The organism is Lishizhenia sp. (assembly GCF_057456495.1).
Window position 1 is genome coordinate 1 of record NZ_JBVCPV010000029.1, and the last position, 20,690, is coordinate 20,690.

Genomic DNA, 20,690 nt, shown 5'->3' on the forward strand with positions numbered 1-20,690 from the left:
AGCAGCGCCCCGAAGGCCAGCCAGGCATGATGCTACACAAAATTCATCATTCAATTCAGGTGCATAACTTGCATCCCCGGCAACAATGACAAATGAACTCTCAAGGGAAACACATTTAGCAGAGGATCCATTTCGTATAGCCTGTGCAGTAATGGTATCACATGCACTCAGAGTTAATCCAGGAACTGTCCAATTCCCCCCAGAAGTTGTGGTTGTATACCCCGCTTGCTCTCCATTGATAAACAATAAAATTTCTACATCGGTAGCTATATTATCGGGAGCAGGCATGGTTCCTGAAATACTTGTTGTAGACTCATCAGGAGATAAGGTAGTAATCGTAGGTGTTTCAGTTGTATTGTTCAAACCTACACAAATCCACACGGGCTCAGATTCACACTGACCAGAAACAGTTTGTGTCACTCGATAGTTCCCATCATTTAAACAAGGACCTCCTCCAGAAGTACAACTCGTGGTTTGTCCTGCCGCACTCCCTCCTAAACATCTCCATAAAAAATCACCAAAACCATCAACAGTAATCGTATTAAAAGGCGATCCACTTGTAAACAAGTTACCACTTTGAGGATTCGTTTCTGTAATACTAAACCCTTCATATACTTTAATCTGCGCACCAGGAATACCGACCCCCTGTAAAGCCTTACTCGCGTTACATTCGGTAACACTCACTATAGGATCAGTACAAACTGCACCTACAACCTCTAAATTACAATCTGTATAAGATATACTTTTATCTACTGCTGTAGCCACTGCAACTATCGAATCATTCGCAGCAAGAGAAGGTGAAATTCCTGTCAACTCCCAAACTCCTCCAATACTGTTCGCAGTACCGATAAGACCACCATTTTTATATACCGCCACTGAAGTCCCGTCTGCTTCGTTGATTTGACCCGATACACTTGTTGCTCCTAAAGCAATTGGAGAATCTAAAGTTGGACAAGCTGTTCTATCTTTACAGTTCCCTGCATTAATATCATCCAAAGAACAAGGACCTTGATTTTCTACTATGGTTTCATAACACTGTGCCAAAGTCCCACAACTTCCATCCGTACCTCCTAAATCTGAAGCTGAGGATGTATTACAAACAGTTGATTTGTTAGCCGCCATATTATCTACTATGGCTAATCTCATATTGGAGGTTGAAGTAACACCAAACTGCGCAGTGATATCATCAAAATCAACGTAAAAATCTAGAAAATAATTGTAGGGATTACATATATTCGAATGAGCAATAGATTTCTGATAATGGGTTGTTCCTAGATATGAGATAACAGGAGTACAATTCGGAGTACCATCTACGTCATAGACATAAACTCCAAATTTTGTAGCCAATACTATTTCAATCTCAAACCCTGGGTTGCTAGAACTATAATCTGGATCTGCATCCGCTCCTGAATTTCCAAAAAGTCCATCTGTATCTATTAAAATGCTGTAACTTTTTGCATTGGTACTTGCACTTCCCATCCTCAACCTAAACAACCAATTGTTGTTGGCATCTACATATTGAAGCGCCGGATCTTCATTTCCAGAATCCACGAAATCCGTAAAACCACAATTGGCTCCATTTCGAATATCACTCGTTGGTTCCATACCTGGAAACACAAAAGGTACATAAGGAATTTCTGATTCTGCATTGTCATTATTAACAAAACCTGTTGTGGACGCAGATACATAACCATCCCCGTTCGGATCTAAAATTGCCGCACCACCTCCGGTAGCCGGTTCAAAAATCATCCCCTTAGTTTGGGCAAAAGAAAAGTTGGTAAATTGTAGTAGGAATAGAACAAAAATAGCTCTAAGGTATTTTAACATAGCAGTGAAAATTTTCGGCTCAAATGTACTTTACTTGACATATGAATACTTAAAAATGTTACCAACTACCCATTTTATTAGTTTAACAACTCCAGTTTTTTGACAAACATTACAAAACAACCCAAAACTATGTTATTCGTAACATCTCACAAACCGTAAAACACCACATCACAGCCAAGGTAAAACCCTTATACCCACTAGGGGTTAACTCCTAAAAAAAACAAAACCTCCCTTCTAAATTATACCTTTCTAACCTCATCTCCCTTCTAAAAATTCGACCTGTCATCTCACCAAAATTACATTTTCAAAACAAGGATGAGAGCACCTCCAAAGATTTCAGTACTTTTGCAAAAAATTAGGAGAACATGTCAGGTTTTAGTGAGAAGGATAAACAAAAATTAGAGCAGTTAGAAATTGCCGTAAAAGGTGCGAGAGATTCTTTTTTGGGATACCCGGTTTCTAAAGATTTCGACTACTCTGAAATCCTTAACTTTTTACAATACCCTATCAACAACCTGGGAGATCCCTTTGAGGATTGTACCTACAAAGTACAAACCCACGAATTAGAACGTGAGGTAGTGGCTTTCTTTGCAAAACTATTTAGAGCGAACCCAAAAGATTATTGGGGATACGTAACCAATGGAGGTTCAGAAAGTAATTTGTACGGACTTTATTTAGCACGCGAAATGTATCCGAAAGGAATGGTGTACTATTCGGAGTCTACCCACTACTCGGTAAAGAAAAACTTACACCTTTTAAATATCCCAAGCATCGTAATCCGTTCAACGCAAAATGGAGAAATGGATTACGAAGATTTCGAAAATACGGTAAGAATGAACCGCCATAAACCGGTTATCGTACTTTCAACTTTTGGTACAACCATGAAAGAAGCCAAAGATGACGTGGGTAGAATTAAATCTATCTTAAAGAACTTGGCCATTCACGATCATTACATTCACGTTGATGGCGCACTTTCTGGAAGTTACGGTGCCTTTATGGATCCTAAACCTGCTTTCGATTTTAAAGATGGTATAGATAGTATTTCTATTTCCGGACATAAATTTATTGGTTCACCTATGCCTTGTGGGGTAATCGTTGCCAAGAAATCAATCCGCGATAGAATCTCAAATGGTATTGCTTACATCGGTTCTTTAGATACAACAATTACGGGATCTCGAAATGGTCATGGTCCACTTTTCTTGTGGTACGCTATTAAAAAAATGGGGGTAGACGGACTCAAAGCGCGTTACGAAAAGAGTTTAGAAACAGCACGTTACTGTGAACAGCGTCTACAAGAAATAGGTGTAAATGCTTGGAGAAACCCTAACAGTATTACTGTGGTGATGCCCAAAACACCCGCTTCCGTTAAAAACAAATGGCAATTGGCTACAGAAGGAGACATATCTCACATCATTTGTATGCCTAATGTTAGTAAGGAACAAATTGACGCGTTCATTGAAGACTTAACGATGGCAGACCAAAATGAAGAAGAAGAATACGCTTTTGATTTTTAGTTCTTAGACCGTTAGACGTATAGATATTTAGAAAAGGGTGAGCATTACGTTCATCCTTTTTTTTGACGAACAAATCTTTCCTTGGCAAACGGCCGGGTCATCCGCTATAGTCTTCAAAATATTTTGCAGTTCTCACATTGCTTTTTAGCATAGCTTCTAAAGTCGCTATACCTTAAAGCGTGTTCACGTCAAACTCTTTCAAAGCCTGCCACTTCTCCCCCTGTTTGAATATACTCCTTACCCTACTACTATGCAGAAACCTCCTTGTTTAAAATGCAATATCCCTCCAACAAAATCCGTTATCTACTTTCAAACGTAAATCTTGTAACCAAAGCATTTAAACGCGTTTTACCGTAAAATCTAAACCATGAAAAAACTAGGCATCATACTTCTCTTTATCGCACTCGGTTTAATCATTACACAATGTGCAAGTTCAAAAAAATGCGATGGCCGTAAAGGGCAAGCTACACCTATGGGAAAAATATAGGTTAGATTTCTAGACAAGAACTTACACTCTTTTCTTCGATTTCAACGCCACGAAATCCTTCAAATAAAAAGGTTCAAAGTAAGCTACATCTTCAAATTGCTCGGCTTGGAATTTTTCAAAAGCTTTTTGTACATGCCCCTTCGCTGAAGATTTAATACGCACATCAAATTCCAAATTTCTATCCTTCCAGATTTCTTGCAATTTTTCAGCACCGTCTCCACAAATCAATAAATTCTCAAAATCACTATAGGTATCTTCCGCTATCACATCTGCAGAAATGGCTTTTAACTCTTTCATTTCTATATCGTAAATCCCAGCAAAAACTTCCATTCTACGTGCATCAATTAAGGCACATATGTTTTTTGTGGGATGAAGCTCATGCCCCTGAGCAGCAATTGCTTCTAGTGCATTTACAGCGATTAATGGAATACCCAATGCATAACACAATCCTTTGGCGGTAGAAACACCTATTCTTAAACCGGTGTAAGAACCCGGACCGCTCGTTACCGAAACAGCTGCTAAATCTTTGGGAGTTAGCTTCGCATTACTTAAAATTTGCTCCACAAAAACCGTCAAATTTTCTGCGTGTGTGTACCCGTCCTCTTCCGTCTCTATCACCTCTATAAGCTTGCCATTGTTAGACAATGCTACAGAGCAAACTTTGGTTGCTGTCTCTAAATGAAGAATGTATGCCATAGCACAAAAATAAATTTTCTTCACCGAAAATTACACGAAATTCTTTTCTATCCTGAACATTTATTATTTTAGCGCTTCTATTTAAAAATTAATAACAGGAAATGCCATATTTGTTTACATCAGAATCAGTTTCTGAAGGGCACCCAGACAAAGTTGCCGATCAAATTTCAGACGCACTTATAGATCATTTTTTAGCATTTGATCCTAATTCAAAAGTGGCTTGTGAAACGCTAGTAACAACTGGTCTAGTAACATTGGCTGGAGAAGTGAAATCTGACAGTTACTTAGATGTGCAGCAAATTGCACGTGACGTAATTGCTAAAATAGGATATACAAAAAGTGAATACCAATTCGACGCAAAATCTTGTGCTGTAATTTCGGCGATTCACGAACAATCTGAAGACATTAACCGTGGAGTTGACAGAGATAACCCAGAAGAACAGGGTGCTGGAGACCAAGGTATGATGTTCGGATACGCAACAGACGAAACTGAAAACTACATGCCGTTAGCATTAGATCTATCTCACAAGGTATTGATCGAGTTAGCTGCATTGAGAAGAGAAATGAAAGACATGACGTACTTACGTCCTGATGCAAAAGCACAGGTAACGATTGAGTACAGTGATGATAACGTTCCACAAAGAATTGAAGCTATCGTTGTTTCTACACAACACGATGACTTTGATGCAGACGAAGAAAAAATGTTAGCACAGATTAAATCTGACATCGTTAACATTTTAATTCCACGCGTTAAAGCACAATTGAAGCCGGAAATTCAAAAGTTATTCAACGACGATATTAAATACCACATTAACCCAACAGGTAAATTCGTAATCGGTGGACCACACGGAGATACTGGATTAACAGGTAGAAAAATTATCGTGGATACTTACGGAGGTAAAGGAGCTCACGGTGGTGGTGCTTTCTCTGGAAAAGACCCAAGTAAAGTAGATAGATCTGCGGCTTACGCTACACGTCATATCGCTAAAAACTTAGTAGCTGCAGGATTATGTTCTGAGGTATTGGTACAAGTTTCTTACGCAATTGGAGTAGTAGAGCCTATGGGAGTTTACGTGAATACTTACGGAACTTCTAAAGTAGACATGAACGATGGAGAGATTGCTCAGAAAGTTTCTGAGATTTTCGACCTACGTCCAGCTGCGATAGAAAAAAGATTAAAATTAAGAGAGCCAATTTACAGCGAAACTGCTGCATACGGTCACATGGGAAGAAAATCAGAAATTAAAACAGTTACTTTCAACTCTGGAAGCAGAACTGTGACTAAAGAAGTTGAGACTTTCACATGGGAGAAATTGGACTTCGTAGATAAGATTAAAGAAGTTTTCGGATGTTAACTTGTTAATAATATCGAAAATGAAAAGGTCTCCACATGGAGGCCTTTTTTTATGCTTGAATTTTATAAACACATGTGAATATCGAGCATTGACTTCTCAAACAAAAAAAGGATGAACTTAACGCCCATCCTTCTACTTTTATTTTCTAGAAATTTAATCTACTACCTTAAACAATAGCCCAATACTTCATCCATAAATTCTTTCGGAGCTTCGGCATGTATCCAGTGTCCGGCATTCTCTATGGTTCTAATTTCACTATCCGGAAAAGCTTCGTGTATGCTATCATAATCCTCTTCTAAAATGTAGCCCGATAAACCTCCGCGCATAAACAAAGTAGGTACGAAACATTCTCCTTTCGGAAGTGGCACCAAAATCTCTGACATTTTAGCTTCTAATACAGGAATATTAATACGCCATCCTAACTGTCCTTTTTCCTTCCAATACAAATTCTTCAACAAGAACATACGCGTCGCTTCATTTTCGACGTATTTGGCCATTTCTTTGGCTGCTGCCCCTCTTGTTTTAATCACATCCAAATCTAAGGCGTTTAACCCTTCTAAAATTGGTCCGTGATGTGAAGGGTAACTCTTAATTCCCATATCCACGACAATCAATTTCTCGATGAGTTCTGGATATTTTTGAGCAAAAAACATCGCTGTTTTCCCACCCATACTATGTCCTAAAATATAGGCATCTTCTATTCCTTCGTCGTCGATCAGTTCTTTTAAATCCTCTGCTAAAAGGTCGTAATTAAACGCATCACTCCAATCCGAATGTCCGTGATTACGTTGATCTACTAAATAAACTTCAAAATATTCTGACAGGCGCTTGGCGTGAGTTTGCCAATTATCCGACGAACCAAAGAGTCCGTGCAAAATAATAAAGGGCGCACCCTCTCCCATTTTCCTGTAATGCAATTTCATATCTATGTGCTTTTTTATATGCTTAATCTAACAAACGTTTGTACATGTGTACCGTATTCTCTAATCCATAGTAAAGTGCGTCTGATATCAGGGCATGTCCAATAGAAACCTCGTCTAACTGCACCAAACTCTGCTTAAAGAATTGTAAATTTTCTAAACTCAAATCATGTCCGGCATTAATTCCCAAACCTAAATCATGAGCTCTTTGGGCCGCCTTTACGTAGGGAGCAACGGCTTCGATTTTATTCTCTGCATACTCCTCTGCATACGGTCCTGTGTACAATTCTATTCTATCAACACCCGTAGTTGCAGCATGTTCGATAAGTTCAACATTTGTCTCAATAAAAATAGATGTTCTAATTCCCCACGACTTCAACTTGGCAATAACTTCCTTTAAAAAATCTTGTTGCTTAATCGTATCCCATCCTGCGTTAGAGGTTAATACGTGTGGAGGATCGGGTACTAAAGTAGCTTGCTCTGGCAGCGTTTCTTTACACAACTGCATAAACCTTTCATCGGGGTAACCTTCTATATTATATTCGGTAGTTACTACCTTTTTTAAATCGTAAACATCTTGGGTTGTAATATGCCTTTCATCGGGTCTTGGATGAATGGTAATTCCATCTGCTCCAAAGGACTCACAATCTTTTGCAACCTGCACAACATTCGGAACATCTCCTCCTCGAGCATTACGTAAAGTTGCTATTTTATTGACATTTACACTTAATTTCGTCGCCATAGGTACTAATTTTGTGTTTCCAAAGTTATATACATTGAACCAAATTAACTACATTGGCACAAGACAATGATTGCATTAGAATTAATAACAGAAGAAATTCCTCCATTAAAACACTCTGATTCAGGAGAAACAGCCTTAAGATGGATGGAAGAATTCAAAGTTGAGCACTTGCCAGTTTTGAAAGGGAATAACTTTGTGGGTTTAGTTTCTGAAGAGATCATCCTCGACAGAAATGATATCGAAAAGAGTTTGGATGAATTATTTGATCATTTACCTCGCCCTTACGTAAAGCAGCACACGCATATTTACGAGATTCTGGCAAAAATTTCCGATGAAAAAATAACCACTGTTCCTGTGTTAGACGACCATGAAAATTACTTAGGAGTAATTGACATAAAACGTTTAATGCAACACATCGCCGATACAGGTAGCATGAAGGAAGTAGGAGGCATCATCGTAATAGAAGTCGCTCAGCATGATTATTCTTTGGCACACATTGCACAAGTCGTTGAATCTGATAACGCTAGAATTTTAAGTGCTTATGTTTCCACTTTACCAAATTCTACAAAACTTGAAGTAACGCTTAAAATTAACCAAACAGAATTGGGTAGAATTATCCGTTCGTTAGAGCGTTATGACTACATCGTGAAAGCTTCTTACCAAAAGAACACGTATCACGAGGATTTAAAAAACAGGTACGACGAATTGATCAATTACCTCAACATATAAGTATGAAAGTTGCCGTTTATTGCCGTAAGTTAATCAAACAACACATCCCTCAATACGCCAAGTTTTTCAATATTTTAAATGATTTTGGATGGACACCCGTTGTTCATTCTGACTTCAAACAACAATTGATTAAAAAGGTGGGAATGGGTCATCATTTTGACGAATTCAATTCTCATTTTGATTTAGCTACGGGTATAGACTTAGCGGTTTCTATCGGAGGTGATGGTACATTCTTAAGAACGGTAAGTTATGTGCGCGCAAGCGGTGCTCCTATTTTAGGTATTAACACCGGTAGATTAGGATTCTTAGCCAACGTAAACGAAGAAAGTTTAGACGAGGCCATGCAAAAGGTGAAAGATAAAAAATATGTTCACCAGAGCAGATCTTTGTTGCGCGTAGAAACAGCAAACAATATTTTTGGTGAGGACAATTTAGCCATGAATGAATTGACCTTGCACAAAAAGGATACTTCATCCATGATTACCGTCCACGCAAGTTTGGAAGGGAAATACTTAAATTCATACTGGGCAGATGGTTTAATTGTAGGTACGCCTACAGGTTCTACAGCCTACTCTTTGAGTTGTGGTGGACCGATTATTACTCCAGGTTGTCAGGTACACATTCTTACCCCTATTGCACCGCACAATTTAAACGTTAGGCCTGTTGTGGTTCCCGATCACATGCCCATTAAACTTCAAGTTGAAGGTAGAGATAGGTCTTACTTAATGTCATTAGACTCTATTTCTAAACCCATTAAAAATGGAACTGAAGTTACGGTGAAGAAAGCAGAGTTCATGATTAACGTAGTGAAGTTTGAAGAGAATAACTTCTTAGATACCATTCGTGCGAAGATGATGTGGGGAATGGACAAAAGAAATTAGTTTAGATAGCTAGACCACTAGAGGTCTAGAATTCTAGAAGTTTTGAAAAGGATGAACATTGAGTTTGTCTTTTTTTTTGCTTTTAATTATCTAATATCATACTACTATTTTGTCTCTTTTCAGAGTTGAATAATAAAACGATTTGTAGTACGTTTGTGCTTTAGAATTATGAATCAAGTAGCTCGCATTTTCACATTGCTTTTACTTTTAGTGGTTTTCCCATTAAAACACTATGCCCAGCACGATCATTTTTGGTCGAAATCTGAGTTAGGTTTTACCGTAGGTGGGAGTTACTACATCGGCGATTTGAACAGATTTGGACATTTCAACAACACCAATCTTTCAGGAGCTATCATCTTTCGTCACAATTATAATTCTAGAGTTGCACTACGTGTTTCTCTGATGTATGGAAAAGTTGAGGCTTACGATTCATTGGCCAATAACGACTACCAACTCAACAGAAATTTAAGTTTCGAAAGCACCATTTTTGAAGGAGCTCTTGGGTTTGAATTCAATTACTTCAACTACAAAATTGGAAACAAAAAATACTATGCCACTCCTTTCATGTTTGCCCAACTAGGTATGGCACGCATTAACCCTAAAGCTGAATTAAATGGCGAACTCCATGAATTACAACCTTTAGGTACAGAAGGTCAGGGTACAGAACTTAGTGGTAACGATTACTACAATCGCATGCAGCTTATCGTTCCTATGGGCTTTGGATTTAAAATTAACTTGGGTAAGAAAGCGGCCGTTACATTAGAATATGGGATTCGCAAAACCTTTACCGACTACCTTGATGATGTAGGAGATATTTATGTAGACAACATTGCATTGGGTGCTCGAAACGGAGACTTGGCTGCAGCATTTGCAGACAGAAGTACAACATTAAATCCTACGGGAAGTAAAAGAGGGAACCCAAACACAAAAGACTGGTACAGTAATTTCGGTATAGGTCTTACCTTTAAACTTGGTAGTCCGAGAACCTGTTCATTTAGAACCGAGCAAAGAAACCGCCACATCATTTGGTGGAAGAATTTGTAAAATTCAGTTTAGAAAGCGAGAAATTTCAGTTTCGGCTCCTCGACTCCGCTCGGAAACCTAATATCTATACTTAAATAAATGTATCGAATTGTGTCGTACTGAGAGATAACCGCATATTCAAATCATTACAAACAAACCACAACAGGTTCTCGAGCGGAGCCGAGAGACAAATCCTTCAAATCTTCAAATTGTTGAATCTTTGAATTGTTGAATCTTTGAATAAAAAATGTAACCCAAATTCCCCTCCTTCTAAATAATTCATCATTCTTAATTCTCCATTATGAATTAAATTTATCTTTGCCACCAGTATATGTTATCGGTAAAAGAAATAAAAGCTCCTATTGCAAGCGAATTAGATGAATTTGAAATTCGTTTCAAGCAAACGATGCAATCAAAGGTTCCGCTTTTAGATAAAATCACTACTTACATTATAAAACGTAAAGGGAAGCAAATGCGTCCTATGTTTTTGTTCCTTACTGCTAAAATGCTGGGGAAGATAAGTGATGACACCTATAACTCTGCTTCACTCATAGAACTTTTACATACAGCAACCTTAGTACATGATGACGTTGTTGATGATGCCAATGAAAGACGTGGTTTCTTCTCAGTAAACGCTTTGTGGAAAAACAAAATCGCCGTTTTAGTAGGTGATTACATGCTCTCAAGAGTTTTACTTCTTTCTATAGAAAACAAGAAATTCAGATCTCTTGAGATCGTAGCGCGTGCGGTTCGAGAAATGAGTGAGGGTGAATTACTACAAATAGAAAAAGCAAGTAAACTCGATATTACTGAGGAAGTTTACTTTGAAGTAATACGTCAGAAAACAGCAAGTTTAATTTCTTCTTGTTGTGAAGCTGGTGCTGTTTCCGTTCAACGTGAAGATCAGGCAGAAAACATGCGTAAGTTTGGAGAATTGATAGGTTTAGCTTTCCAAATTAAAGATGATATTTTCGATTATGGTACTCCGGGTAAAATTGGAAAACCTACGGGTATAGATATTAGAGAACGCAAGATGACACTGCCGCTAATTTATGTGGTGAATACAGCTCCAAAAGAAGTGCGTAATGAATTGCTTAATATCGTACGTAGACACAATGAAAAACCTAAAAAAGTACAACGTGCTGTACAATTGGTGGTAGAACATGGTGGTATTGACTACGCTTACCAACGCATGTTAAAATTAAAAGATGAAGCATTGGAGTATTTGAAGGATATTCCCTCCTCACCTGCCAAGGACTCAATACTTGGTTTAGTAGAGTACACTATCACCCGTGAAAAGTAGTATTCATATCCAACTCTTCTTCTTTTTTCTTAAGTTTGATTTTTAATAATTGCATTGAAAATAGTACACATGAAGCATCTTAAATATTTTACTGCAGTCATCCTTGCAACCACACTTATGGCGTGTGGAGATTCTACAGAAAAAGTAGCGGAAAACAAAGCTGAAAAAACAATTGATTTGGCGAATCTTCCATTGAAGGACACCACGGATAATAATATTTATCAAGAATGGTACGAAGGTCACCAACAGATTAAAATAAAAGGTGGCTTAGATAAAGACGGAAAACGTCACGGTGTTTGGAAGTTTTTTGATGTAAACGGAAAAGATAGAAGCATCACTACTTACCGTCATGGAAAACGTCATGGTCATACCATCGTTTACTACCCTAACGGTATGTTAAACTACAAAGGTGAATACGATAACGACAGCACGGTAGGTGAATGGAAGTTTTACTTTCAAGACGGATCTATTCACAAAATTGTTAATTACGACGAAGAAAAATAATTATGGCAAGAATCCCCCAACATATCATAGATGAAATCATGGAAACTTCTCGCATTGAGGAGGTGATTGGGGAATTTGTGAATTTGAAAAGAGCAGGTTCTTCACTAAAAGGTTTAAGTCCTTTCACAGATGAAAAAACACCCTCTTTCATTGTTTCACCAGCCAAACAAATATTCAAATGTTTCTCTACCGGTAAAGGGGGTACGGTGGTTACCTTCTTAATGGAAAAGGAGCATTTCTCTTATCCAGAGGCCCTGCGTTGGTTAGCGGATAAATACCATATTGAGTTACCCGAAGAAAAACCCTTAACACCGGAAGAACAAGAACAACTTACCGAACGTGAGAGTTTGCACATCGTGAATGATTTTGCCAAAGATTTCTTTGTGGAACACATGCACGAAAGTGACGAAGGTAAAGCAATAGCCCTCTCCTACTTTAGGGAAAGAGGTTTGCGAGACGATATTATTAAAAAATTCCAATTGGGGTTTTGTCCGCAAAACAGTAAATCTCTTACAGATGTTGCCCTTGAAAAAGGATATCAACTCAAATACCTCAAGCAGGTTGGTTTAACAAAAGAGAAAGATGGAAGAACCTTCGATTTCTTTAGAGGAAGAGTAATGTTCCCTATCCACAGTGTTTCTGGTAAAACTTTAGGTTTCGGTGGTAGAACACTGAAGAGTGATAAAAAAATTGCCAAGTACTTTAACTCCCCAGAAAGTATCATCTACAACAAAAGTGAAGTGTTGTATGGATTGTACTTTGCCAAGGGAGATATGATAAAGTACGACAACTGTTACCTGGTAGAAGGGTATACAGATGTTATCAGTTTACATCAATCGGGAATAGAAAATGTTGTAGCCTCTTCAGGTACGAGTTTAACAACGGGTCAAATTCGTTTAATTAAGCGCTACACCAACAACATTACGATTTTATACGATGGTGATGCTGCTGGAATCAAAGCCAGTTTTAGAGGGATAGATCTTATTTTAGAGGAAGGACTCAACGTAAAGGTAGTTCTCTTCCCTGATGGAGACGACCCAGATTCCTATTCTAAAAAAGTAAGTTCAACAGAACTACAAGAATACATAGACCAACACAAACAAGATTTTGTTTCGTTTAAAACAGACTTGTTGTTGGGAGAAGGTGGAGATGATCCGCTAAAAAGAGCTACGTTGATTAAAGACATCGTTGCATCTATTGCACTCATCCCTGATTCTATTACACGTCAGGTGTACTTGCAAAATACAGCTACGCGTTTTGAAATGCCCGAGCAAACCTTGTTAATAGAACTTAACAAGCTTCGTGGTAAACATCAACAGCAAGCGGCAAAAGCTGCGCAACGTGCGCAACAACGCCCACCTCAGACACAGCAAAAGGCAACGCCTACTCAGCAACCTACCCCTCAAAAGGCGCAAATGCCAGAGGACATGCCACCGGATGATTTCTTTGATGCTCCTTTTCCTGACATGCCCGATGAGGCAATGATGTCCCAAGGTGGAGGGACTTCAGTAAGAACGCCGCAACCGCTGAAAGAGGAAAAGTATTACGCCAATGAATTAGACCTCATTCGTATCCTTTTAAAATACGGTACGCGTGCAATAGAGAGTGAACATAAAGACGAATTGGGTCAAACCGAAACCGTTGAAAGTTCAGTAATAGAACTTATTGTATACGAAGTAGAACGCGATGAATTGAACTTCACATCTCCTATTCTCTCTAAAATCTACAATGTTTTTAAAGAAGGAGTAAATGAAAACATACTTTACGGAGTAAAACACTTTTTAAGAAGTGATGACCAAGACATTGTTCGCGTAGTTTCTGAAATTGAATCAAGTCCTTTTGAACTAAGCAGGCACTGGATGGAAAAACATAACATAGACATCAACCAAGAAATACATAGACTGAATCAAGCTGTGTTAGGAGCACTCTATTCCTTCAAGATTTGTAAAATAAATGAAAGGATAGATGAAATAAGGGATATCTTTAAGAACGACTCCAACCTGGGTGATGAAAATATGATGGATTTATTGGCCGAACAAATGGCTTTGGAAAAAGTAAAAGGTAAATTTGCTACAAAACTGGGAAGAATAATTTTATGAGTTTGTTATCCATTTTCGATTGGTCATTCCCTCTCGGTGCGTATAGAGCGAACCTAGAGATGATTTTGTTATGGCTACTGATTTTTGGAGTCGGTTTTATCATTGATAAAATCATAAAGAAGTACGTTAAACGCTTTATCAAAAGGTCTAATTTAGGAATCGAAAACAAGAAGGTAACTATTCTTAGAATCCTCAGTCAAGTCCTTTTCCTTATCACATTCGTCGTTGCCTTTCAAGTCTTTAGAGTAGGTGATTTAAACGAAGGTAAGAACATCTCCCTGGGAGCTTTCATGGAGTATAATCTTATTGAAGTTAAGCAGATAAAAATCAGCATCGTTGACGTATTCTTAATTATCATCACACTGGTACTGGCGCGTTTGGCGGTGAACATCATTAAATTGCTCCTGTCGAGAAGGTTTAAAAACAACCCCGATTTCGATGAAGGAACCGAATATGTATATGTTCAATTAACCAAGTACATCATTTATATTTTTGCGGGAATCATTTCCCTGCAAATGATAGGCTTAAACCTCGATATATTGATTGGTGGGGGGGCCGCTTTATTGGTTGGTTTAGGACTTGGTTTGCAAGATGTTTTTAGAGACTTCTTCTCAGGTTTAATCTTATTGTTCGAAGGCACCATCAAAGTAGGTGATATTGTTGAGATACAAGACAATGCCAGCAGCAAGCCAATTATTGCAAGAGTGCTCAATATAAATGTAAGGACTTCGAAAATTCAAACGCGAGAAGGAACCACCCTAATTATTCCGAACTCAAAGCTTACGCAAGAAAACGTTGACAACTGGAGTTTAGGGAGCGAATTAACACGTTTCTCCATTCCAGTGGGTGTAGCTTATGGAAGCAATACAGAACAAGTAAGAGACCTCTTAAAACAAGCTGCTTTATCGCATCCTAAAGTAAAGAAAACGCATCCTGTATTTGTGCGCTTGTTGAACTTTGGAGATAATGCCCTTGAAATGGACTTGGTGTTCTGGGCCGATCAAAGCTGGGAGATAGAAAAGTTTAAATCTGACATCCGTTTTGAAATAGATAGACTATTCAGAGAATACAACATTACCATTCCTTTCCCACAACGTACATTGCATTATCCTGCTGCTGAAAGGAAGGAAGAAGAAATTAGTTTTGTTTCGCCAATTCAGGACAGACCCATAGATCCCAACGAACCGTTTAGAAAAGATAATCGATAAAAAAAGCCCCGAATGAACGGGGCTTTTTTATATCTATAGATTTATACGTTTATGCGTTTGCACAAGCCGTTTCCAACTTTGGTAAACTCGTTTGTTTAATTGCTCCGTAACCTCCGGCTACATCAATCAAATTCTCAGCTTCGTATCCATTTCTCAACAAAATAGAAATAGCAATTACACTTCGGTAACCACCCGCACAGTGAATGTGGTACGTAGCATCTTTATCCAATACATCCAATTGTTCGTTGATATAATCCAATGGATAGTGATCTGCCATTTCCAAGTGAGAAGATTCCCATTCTCCTGGCTTACGTACGTCCACTACATTTACTTGATCAATATTCTCAGCCAATTCCTCCGCAGAAATACTTTTTAACGTCTCAATAGTTAAACCTCCTTCACGAGCTGTTTCAACACCACCTTTCAAATATCCAATTGTATTGTCGTATCCTACTCTGGCTAAACGTAAAACTGTTTCTTCTTCTTTTCCTTCAGGTGCAATTAAAACAATAGGTTGATTGATATCTTCTATCAAAGCTCCAACCCACATTGCAAATGCTCCATTGATTCCAATAAATAAAGAATCTTTGATGAATCCTTTGATGAAATCAAACTGTGTTCTTACATCTAAAATTAAGGCTCCTTTTTCAACTTCCGTATTAAACTCTTCTAAAGTCAATGCTTTCGTACCTGTTGTTAACACCTCATCTATACTCGTATATCCTTCTTTGTTCATACGTGCATTTTTCGGGAAGTATTGTGGCGGAGGAAGAATACCTGTAGTTACTTCTTTGATAAATTCTTCTTTGGTCATATCAGCTCTCAACGCATAGTTCGTTGCTTTCTGCTCACCTAAAGTTCCAACTGTTTCTGAACTCATGTTCTTACCACAAGAAGATCCTGCTCCGTGTCCAGGGTATACTACTACATCATCTCCTAAAGGCATAATTCTATTGCGCAAAGAATCGAAAAGCATTCCTGCCAAATCTTCTTGCGTTAAATCTCCTTTAATAGCTAAGTCTGGTCTACCTACATCTCCCAAGAACAAAGTATCTCCAGAAAAGATAGCATGTTCTTTTCCATTTTCATCTATCAACAAGAAAGTTGAAGATTCTGGTGTATGTCCGGGTGTATGCAATACTTTAATTTTCACATCACCTATTTCAAAAATCTGATTGTCTTCTGCTACTAAAACGTCGTAGTTTGTTGTGGCTGTTGGACCGTAAACGATAGTCGCTCCCGTTTTCTTTGCCAAATCTATGTGACCCGATACAAAATCAGCGTGGAAATGCGTCTCAAAGATATACTTGATCTTTGCTCCGTTTTCCGTCGCCATATCTATATAAGGTTGTGTCTCTCTTAAAGGATCTATAATTGCTGCTTCTCCATTACTCTCGATGTAATATGCCGCTTCAGCCAAGCATTTCGTATAGATTTGTTCAATTTTCATGTGTTCCATTTTCTGTGGTTTACAAAATTTGCGTTTTTTCTTCACAATGGAAAGAAGATTTCGATAATTTTAGGGCAATATTGACAAAAAACAATTTATATGACATTCAGAATAATTGCAATAGCACTTATCTCATTATTAATTACTTCTTGTGTAAGTACAAAAATTCCCAACTTTAAGTTAGAAGATGGTATCTACGCCGAAATTGAAACCAATAGAGGTGTGATGCTTTTGAACTTAGAATATGAAAAAGCTCCCCTTACGGTGGCTAATTTTGTAGGTCTGGCTGAAGGAGATTTAACCGTTTTCGATACCATAGAATTTGATCAACCTTACTACGATGGTTTAATCTTTCACCGTGTGATTGACAACTTCATGATACAAACAGGTGATCCTAAAGCAAATGGTACAGGTGGTCCTGGTTACCGTTTTTACGATGAAACGGACAATGGTTTAACACACCACGACGCCGGAGTTTTGTCTATGGCCAATGCTGGACCAAACACCAACGGAAGTCAATTCTTTATTACCCACAGAAGTACAGCACACTTAAATGGTATCCATACTGTATTTGGACACATAGTGGTTGGACAAGATATCGTAGACCAAACCCAAAAGGGAGATACGATTGTAGAGATGAAAATTATTCGTGTAGGTAAAGAAGCACGTAAGTTTGATGCTACAAAAACCTTTAAGGTTGAATACGAAAAACGTAAATACTTGTTTGAGGAAGAGCAAAAAAGAAAGGCAGAGTTACAAAAACAAAATATGGCGCGTATTCAGAAATGTAAAAGCATGAACATCGATGAATACAAGGAATACTTCAAGACTCTCGTATTAGAAAAAGACAGCACTGCTGTGCAAACTGCTTCAGGTTTAATGTATGCTGTATTAGACGAAGGTACTGGAAAGAGTCCTGAAAGAGGTGACAGACTACAAGTACACTACATTGGTACCCACTTCTACGGAGATAAATTCGATTCATCTTACGATAGAAACCAACCCATTGCTGTGAACTACCTTGTTCAAAGAATGATTCCTGGTTTCGATGAAGCATTAGCGCTTTCTAAAGAGGGAAGTAAACTCGTAGTATACATTCCTTACTACTTGGCGTATGGAGCGCAAGGTAGACCAGGTATTGGTCCTTACGCAGATTTAATTTTCAGCGTGAGTTTGGTGGACATTCAATAAAATTGAAAATTGATTATTATCCTAGTCCCTCGACTCCGCTCGGGAACCTAGAGTAAAAAATTATAAAATATACTTAGGGCTTGCTTTTCGCAGGCCCTTTTTAATGTCAGTTCTTTAACAACCTACACTTCAATTTGTCAGGTATTTCACGAATGAAGTGTCATGCAAACAACCAAGCCAAGTCAATTCGGTTAACAACATTACACTTGCTAATTTGAAACGAAATTTAGAATGATTATTTGAAGGCATTGTTTGATATTTGCCCCCAATGAATGTAGCAGACAACATAAACATACTTCGTCATTTAACGATCAACAGGTTTTGGAACTTGATGAAATTGGGCCTTTCTTACCAACGTGCGAAACTCTTTAAAAAGTTCGATGCCACTGCACTTCCATTTGCAGCAAGCATAGAACCTACAACAGCCTGTAATTTAAGTTGTCCAGAATGCCCCAGTGGTCTCAAACAGTTTTCGCGTTCAACAGGAAAGTTGGGTGTAGAAGAAAACAAACAAATGCTTCGTAACATTGGTAAACAGTTGTTTTATGTAAACTACTATTTCCAAGGAGAACCTTTTTTAAACCCCAATTTCTTGCAGTTAATCAAAGATGCCAAACGTCAACGTATTTATACGGCTACATCTACTAACGCCCACTTTATTACCGAAGGCAATGCAAGAGATATCGTAAGTTCAGGTTTAGACAGACTCATTATTTCTATAGACGGACTTACGCAAGACACCTATGAGCAATACCGAAAAAACGGAAAACTCGATAAAGTAATCGCTGGAACCAAAGCTTTGGTGGAAGCAAAACGCAAACTCAATTCGAGTACTCCTCATTTAATTTTTCAATTTTTAGCCGTTAAACCCAATGAACACGAAATTCCTAAGGTTTTTGAATTGGCCAAGGAAATGGAAATTGATGAGGTAAGAATAAAAAGTGCTCAACTATACGACTACAAAAATGGCAATGTATTGATGCCCGACAATCCTAAATACAGTAGGTATGTAAAAGGAAAAAATGGTCAATACAAACCCAAATACAAATTAGCCAATAAATGTTGGCGTATGTGGAGTTCTACAGTTTTAACATGGGATGGGAAAGTAGTTCCTTGTTGTTTTGATAAAGACGCCAAGCATGTTTTAGGTTGTGCGACCTCTACTCCCTTCCGTCGTATTTGGCATTCTCCAGCCTATCAAAATTTCAGAAAAAGTGTTTTTACAGGAAGAAATCAAGTAGAGATTTGCAAGAATTGCTCAGAAGGCGCTAAGGTTTGGGTATAAGAAAGTAACTTTTGGTGCGTTAAATTGTTACATTTAATAAAAACTGCATCATGAGAAAACTGAACACCCTCCTCCTTCTAACCTGTATTTCCCTCTCTACTTTTGCCCAAGAAAAAGTGCTGGAAGTAAAAACCACCATTAGTGATGTTAAACTCTATTTAACGGCTGGTGAGATTACTCGAAATACACAACTGGATTTAGCCCAAGGGAGAAATAAGATTGTATTTAAAGGTATCTCTGCCTATGCAGATCCATCGAGTTTACAGTTTTCAGGAGATAAAGATTTCACCATTGTTTCGACCAATACCGAAATGGACTTTTTCACCGTTGAAAATTTAAACGAACGTTTGAATGAACTCAAAGATTCTTTACAATTATTTCAACGCGCCAACGATAAAATCAACAACAAACAACAAGGAATAAACGCAGAAATCGAAGTATTGAAGAAGAACAATTACTTTGGGAATTCTACAGAGCGTATCAGTATAGAAGATCTAGGCAAAACAGCTGACTTTTATAGAGAAAGATTGGAGAAAGCCAATAACGCACTCAGCGAACTCAACTACCAAAGAACAGAGAATCTGTTAGAAATCAACCGTATTCGAAGAGAATTAACAGATATCACATTTAAAGAAAACGAAAGATCTAACCAAGTAATTATTTTAATTGATGTTCCGCAAAAGACCCAATTAAATGCCACTTTGCGCTACATGGTATCAGATTGTGGCTGGGCTGCTACTTATGATTTAATTGCTCAGGATGTCAATCAACCTATAGACTTTTTTTACAAAGCTCAGGTATACAACAATACAGGAAACGATTGGAAAAATATAAACCTTATTTTAACCACCAACGATCCGAATCTAGATGCTTCTCTACCTGTCTTAAAAACTTGGCAGGTGAATCAAAGTTTGGTACAACGCCAAAACGTAGACAATAGATTTGGATACATGGCACCTACGAGCTCTACTCGATTTGAAAATAGAAGCAAAGCGAAAATGAACATTTCAAACATGAATCAACGTGCTTACGACACTTATGTATTGGGAAGAGCAGATGCCGCTAACCAAGGTGTTGTTGTGAACGGGAGCTATGGTTACGGCAACAATGCTGGTCCAGCGCAAGAAATGGTAACACAAACTACCAAACAAAATGTTCCTTTAAAATCAATCAACATCTCTCAAATTGCAGTTGATTTTCCTATCGCATATCCTTTCTCTGTGCCTTCAGACATGAAGCCGTATACAGTACTTATTAAAAAACACGAATTAAACGCTAATTTCTCGCACATGGCTGTGCCAAAAGTTGCCAAAGAAGCCTATTTACTCGCTAACATAGCAGGATGGCAAAAACTAGATCTAATACCGGGTAGTACACAAATATACTTTGGAGGTAACTACATCGGATCTTCTTACCTGAGCACAGAAAACACCTCAGACACGCTTAAGCTCTCCTTTGGAAGAGACGCGGAGGTTA

17 protein-coding genes are annotated in these 20,690 nt (G+C 38.1%); 12 read left to right on the top strand and 5 right to left on the bottom strand.

The genetic code is table 11. The features are described 5' to 3' along the window. Positions 1-1,827, bottom strand: a 1,827-nt coding sequence (locus AC22ZQ_RS03580; protein WP_318957258.1) for a hypothetical protein, incomplete at its 3' end; no start/stop codon positions are given. 365 nt (positions 1,828-2,192) lie between these two features. Between AC22ZQ_RS03580 and AC22ZQ_RS03585 the strand changes: the two genes are divergently transcribed. Continuing rightward, complete coding sequence (locus tag AC22ZQ_RS03585) at positions 2,193-3,341, top strand: histidine decarboxylase (RefSeq protein WP_318957259.1); 1,149 nt, start codon at positions 2,193-2,195, stop codon at positions 3,339-3,341. A gap of 508 nt (positions 3,342-3,849) precedes the next feature. On the opposite strand, the gene tsaB is transcribed toward AC22ZQ_RS03585, so the two are convergent. After that, the gene (gene tsaB, locus AC22ZQ_RS03590; RefSeq protein ID WP_318957260.1) at positions 3,850-4,524 is read right to left on the bottom strand and encodes a tRNA (adenosine(37)-N6)-threonylcarbamoyltransferase complex dimerization subunit type 1 TsaB; all 675 of its coding nucleotides are present in this window, start codon (positions 4,522-4,524) and stop codon (positions 3,850-3,852) included. A gap of 101 nt (positions 4,525-4,625) precedes the next feature. Between tsaB and metK the strand changes: the two genes are divergently transcribed. Further along, positions 4,626-5,879: a methionine adenosyltransferase gene (metK, locus tag AC22ZQ_RS03595; RefSeq protein WP_318957261.1), complete on the top strand. Its 1,254-nt coding sequence runs from the start codon at positions 4,626-4,628 to the stop codon at positions 5,877-5,879. Positions 5,880-6,040: 161 nt separating this feature from the next. Here the strand turns inward: metK and AC22ZQ_RS03600 are convergent, their stop codons facing one another. Both AC22ZQ_RS03600 and AC22ZQ_RS03605 read right to left on the bottom strand, forming a co-directional pair. Then, a complete protein-coding gene (locus AC22ZQ_RS03600; RefSeq protein ID WP_318957263.1) occupies positions 6,041-6,802 on the bottom strand; it encodes an alpha/beta fold hydrolase in 762 nt (253 codons plus the stop codon). Positions 6,803-6,824: 22 nt separating this feature from the next. Next, entirely contained in the window at positions 6,825-7,541 is a 717-nt protein-coding gene (locus AC22ZQ_RS03605) for a pyridoxine 5'-phosphate synthase (protein ID WP_318957265.1), read from the bottom strand. Positions 7,542-7,607: 66 nt separating this feature from the next. Here AC22ZQ_RS03605 and AC22ZQ_RS03610 point away from each other — a divergent pair, with 66 nt between their 5' ends. The 7 genes from AC22ZQ_RS03610 (at position 7,608) to AC22ZQ_RS03640 (ending at position 15,288) form a co-directional block, all read left to right on the top strand. Further along, positions 7,608-8,270, top strand: a complete 663-nt coding sequence (locus tag AC22ZQ_RS03610) for a CBS domain-containing protein (RefSeq protein ID WP_318957267.1) — start codon at positions 7,608-7,610, stop codon at positions 8,268-8,270. A gap of 2 nt (positions 8,271-8,272) precedes the next feature. Then, on the top strand, positions 8,273-9,151 hold the full coding sequence (locus AC22ZQ_RS03615; protein ID WP_318957269.1) for an NAD kinase: 879 nt from the start codon (positions 8,273-8,275) through the stop codon (positions 9,149-9,151). Between the two features lie 168 nt (positions 9,152-9,319). Continuing rightward, positions 9,320-10,195, top strand: coding sequence for a type IX secretion system protein PorG (gene porG / locus AC22ZQ_RS03620; RefSeq protein ID WP_318957270.1), 876 nt, complete (start codon positions 9,320-9,322; stop codon positions 10,193-10,195). 310 nt (positions 10,196-10,505) lie between these two features. Further along, positions 10,506-11,477, top strand: a complete 972-nt coding sequence (locus AC22ZQ_RS03625) for a polyprenyl synthetase family protein (RefSeq protein ID WP_318957272.1) — start codon at positions 10,506-10,508, stop codon at positions 11,475-11,477. A 69-nt stretch (positions 11,478-11,546) separates the two neighbouring features. Continuing rightward, positions 11,547-11,981, top strand: a complete 435-nt coding sequence (locus AC22ZQ_RS03630) for a toxin-antitoxin system YwqK family antitoxin (protein ID WP_318957274.1) — start codon at positions 11,547-11,549, stop codon at positions 11,979-11,981. Between the two features lie 2 nt (positions 11,982-11,983). Beyond that, complete coding sequence (dnaG, locus tag AC22ZQ_RS03635; RefSeq protein WP_318957275.1) at positions 11,984-14,080, top strand: DNA primase; 2,097 nt, start codon at positions 11,984-11,986, stop codon at positions 14,078-14,080. Then, complete coding sequence (locus AC22ZQ_RS03640; RefSeq protein ID WP_318957277.1) at positions 14,077-15,288, top strand: mechanosensitive ion channel family protein; 1,212 nt, start codon at positions 14,077-14,079, stop codon at positions 15,286-15,288. The genes dnaG and AC22ZQ_RS03640 overlap by 4 nt, the downstream gene beginning before the upstream one ends. A gap of 49 nt (positions 15,289-15,337) precedes the next feature. On the opposite strand, the gene AC22ZQ_RS03645 is transcribed toward AC22ZQ_RS03640, so the two are convergent. Continuing rightward, a complete protein-coding gene (locus tag AC22ZQ_RS03645) occupies positions 15,338-16,738 on the bottom strand; it encodes an MBL fold metallo-hydrolase (protein WP_318957283.1) in 1,401 nt (466 codons plus the stop codon). Positions 16,739-16,837: 99 nt separating this feature from the next. Between AC22ZQ_RS03645 and AC22ZQ_RS03650 the strand changes: the two genes are divergently transcribed. From AC22ZQ_RS03650 to AC22ZQ_RS03660, 3 genes are all read left to right on the top strand, one after another. Continuing rightward, positions 16,838-17,929, top strand: coding sequence for a peptidylprolyl isomerase (locus AC22ZQ_RS03650; RefSeq protein WP_318957278.1), 1,092 nt, complete (start codon positions 16,838-16,840; stop codon positions 17,927-17,929). A 268-nt stretch (positions 17,930-18,197) separates the two neighbouring features. After that, the gene (locus tag AC22ZQ_RS03655; RefSeq protein WP_318957279.1) at positions 18,198-19,214 is read left to right on the top strand and encodes a radical SAM/SPASM domain-containing protein; all 1,017 of its coding nucleotides are present in this window, start codon (positions 18,198-18,200) and stop codon (positions 19,212-19,214) included. Positions 19,215-19,264: 50 nt separating this feature from the next. Beyond that, a partial coding sequence (locus AC22ZQ_RS03660; protein ID WP_318957281.1) for a mucoidy inhibitor MuiA family protein occupies positions 19,265-20,690 on the top strand: 1,426 nt, incomplete at its 3' end.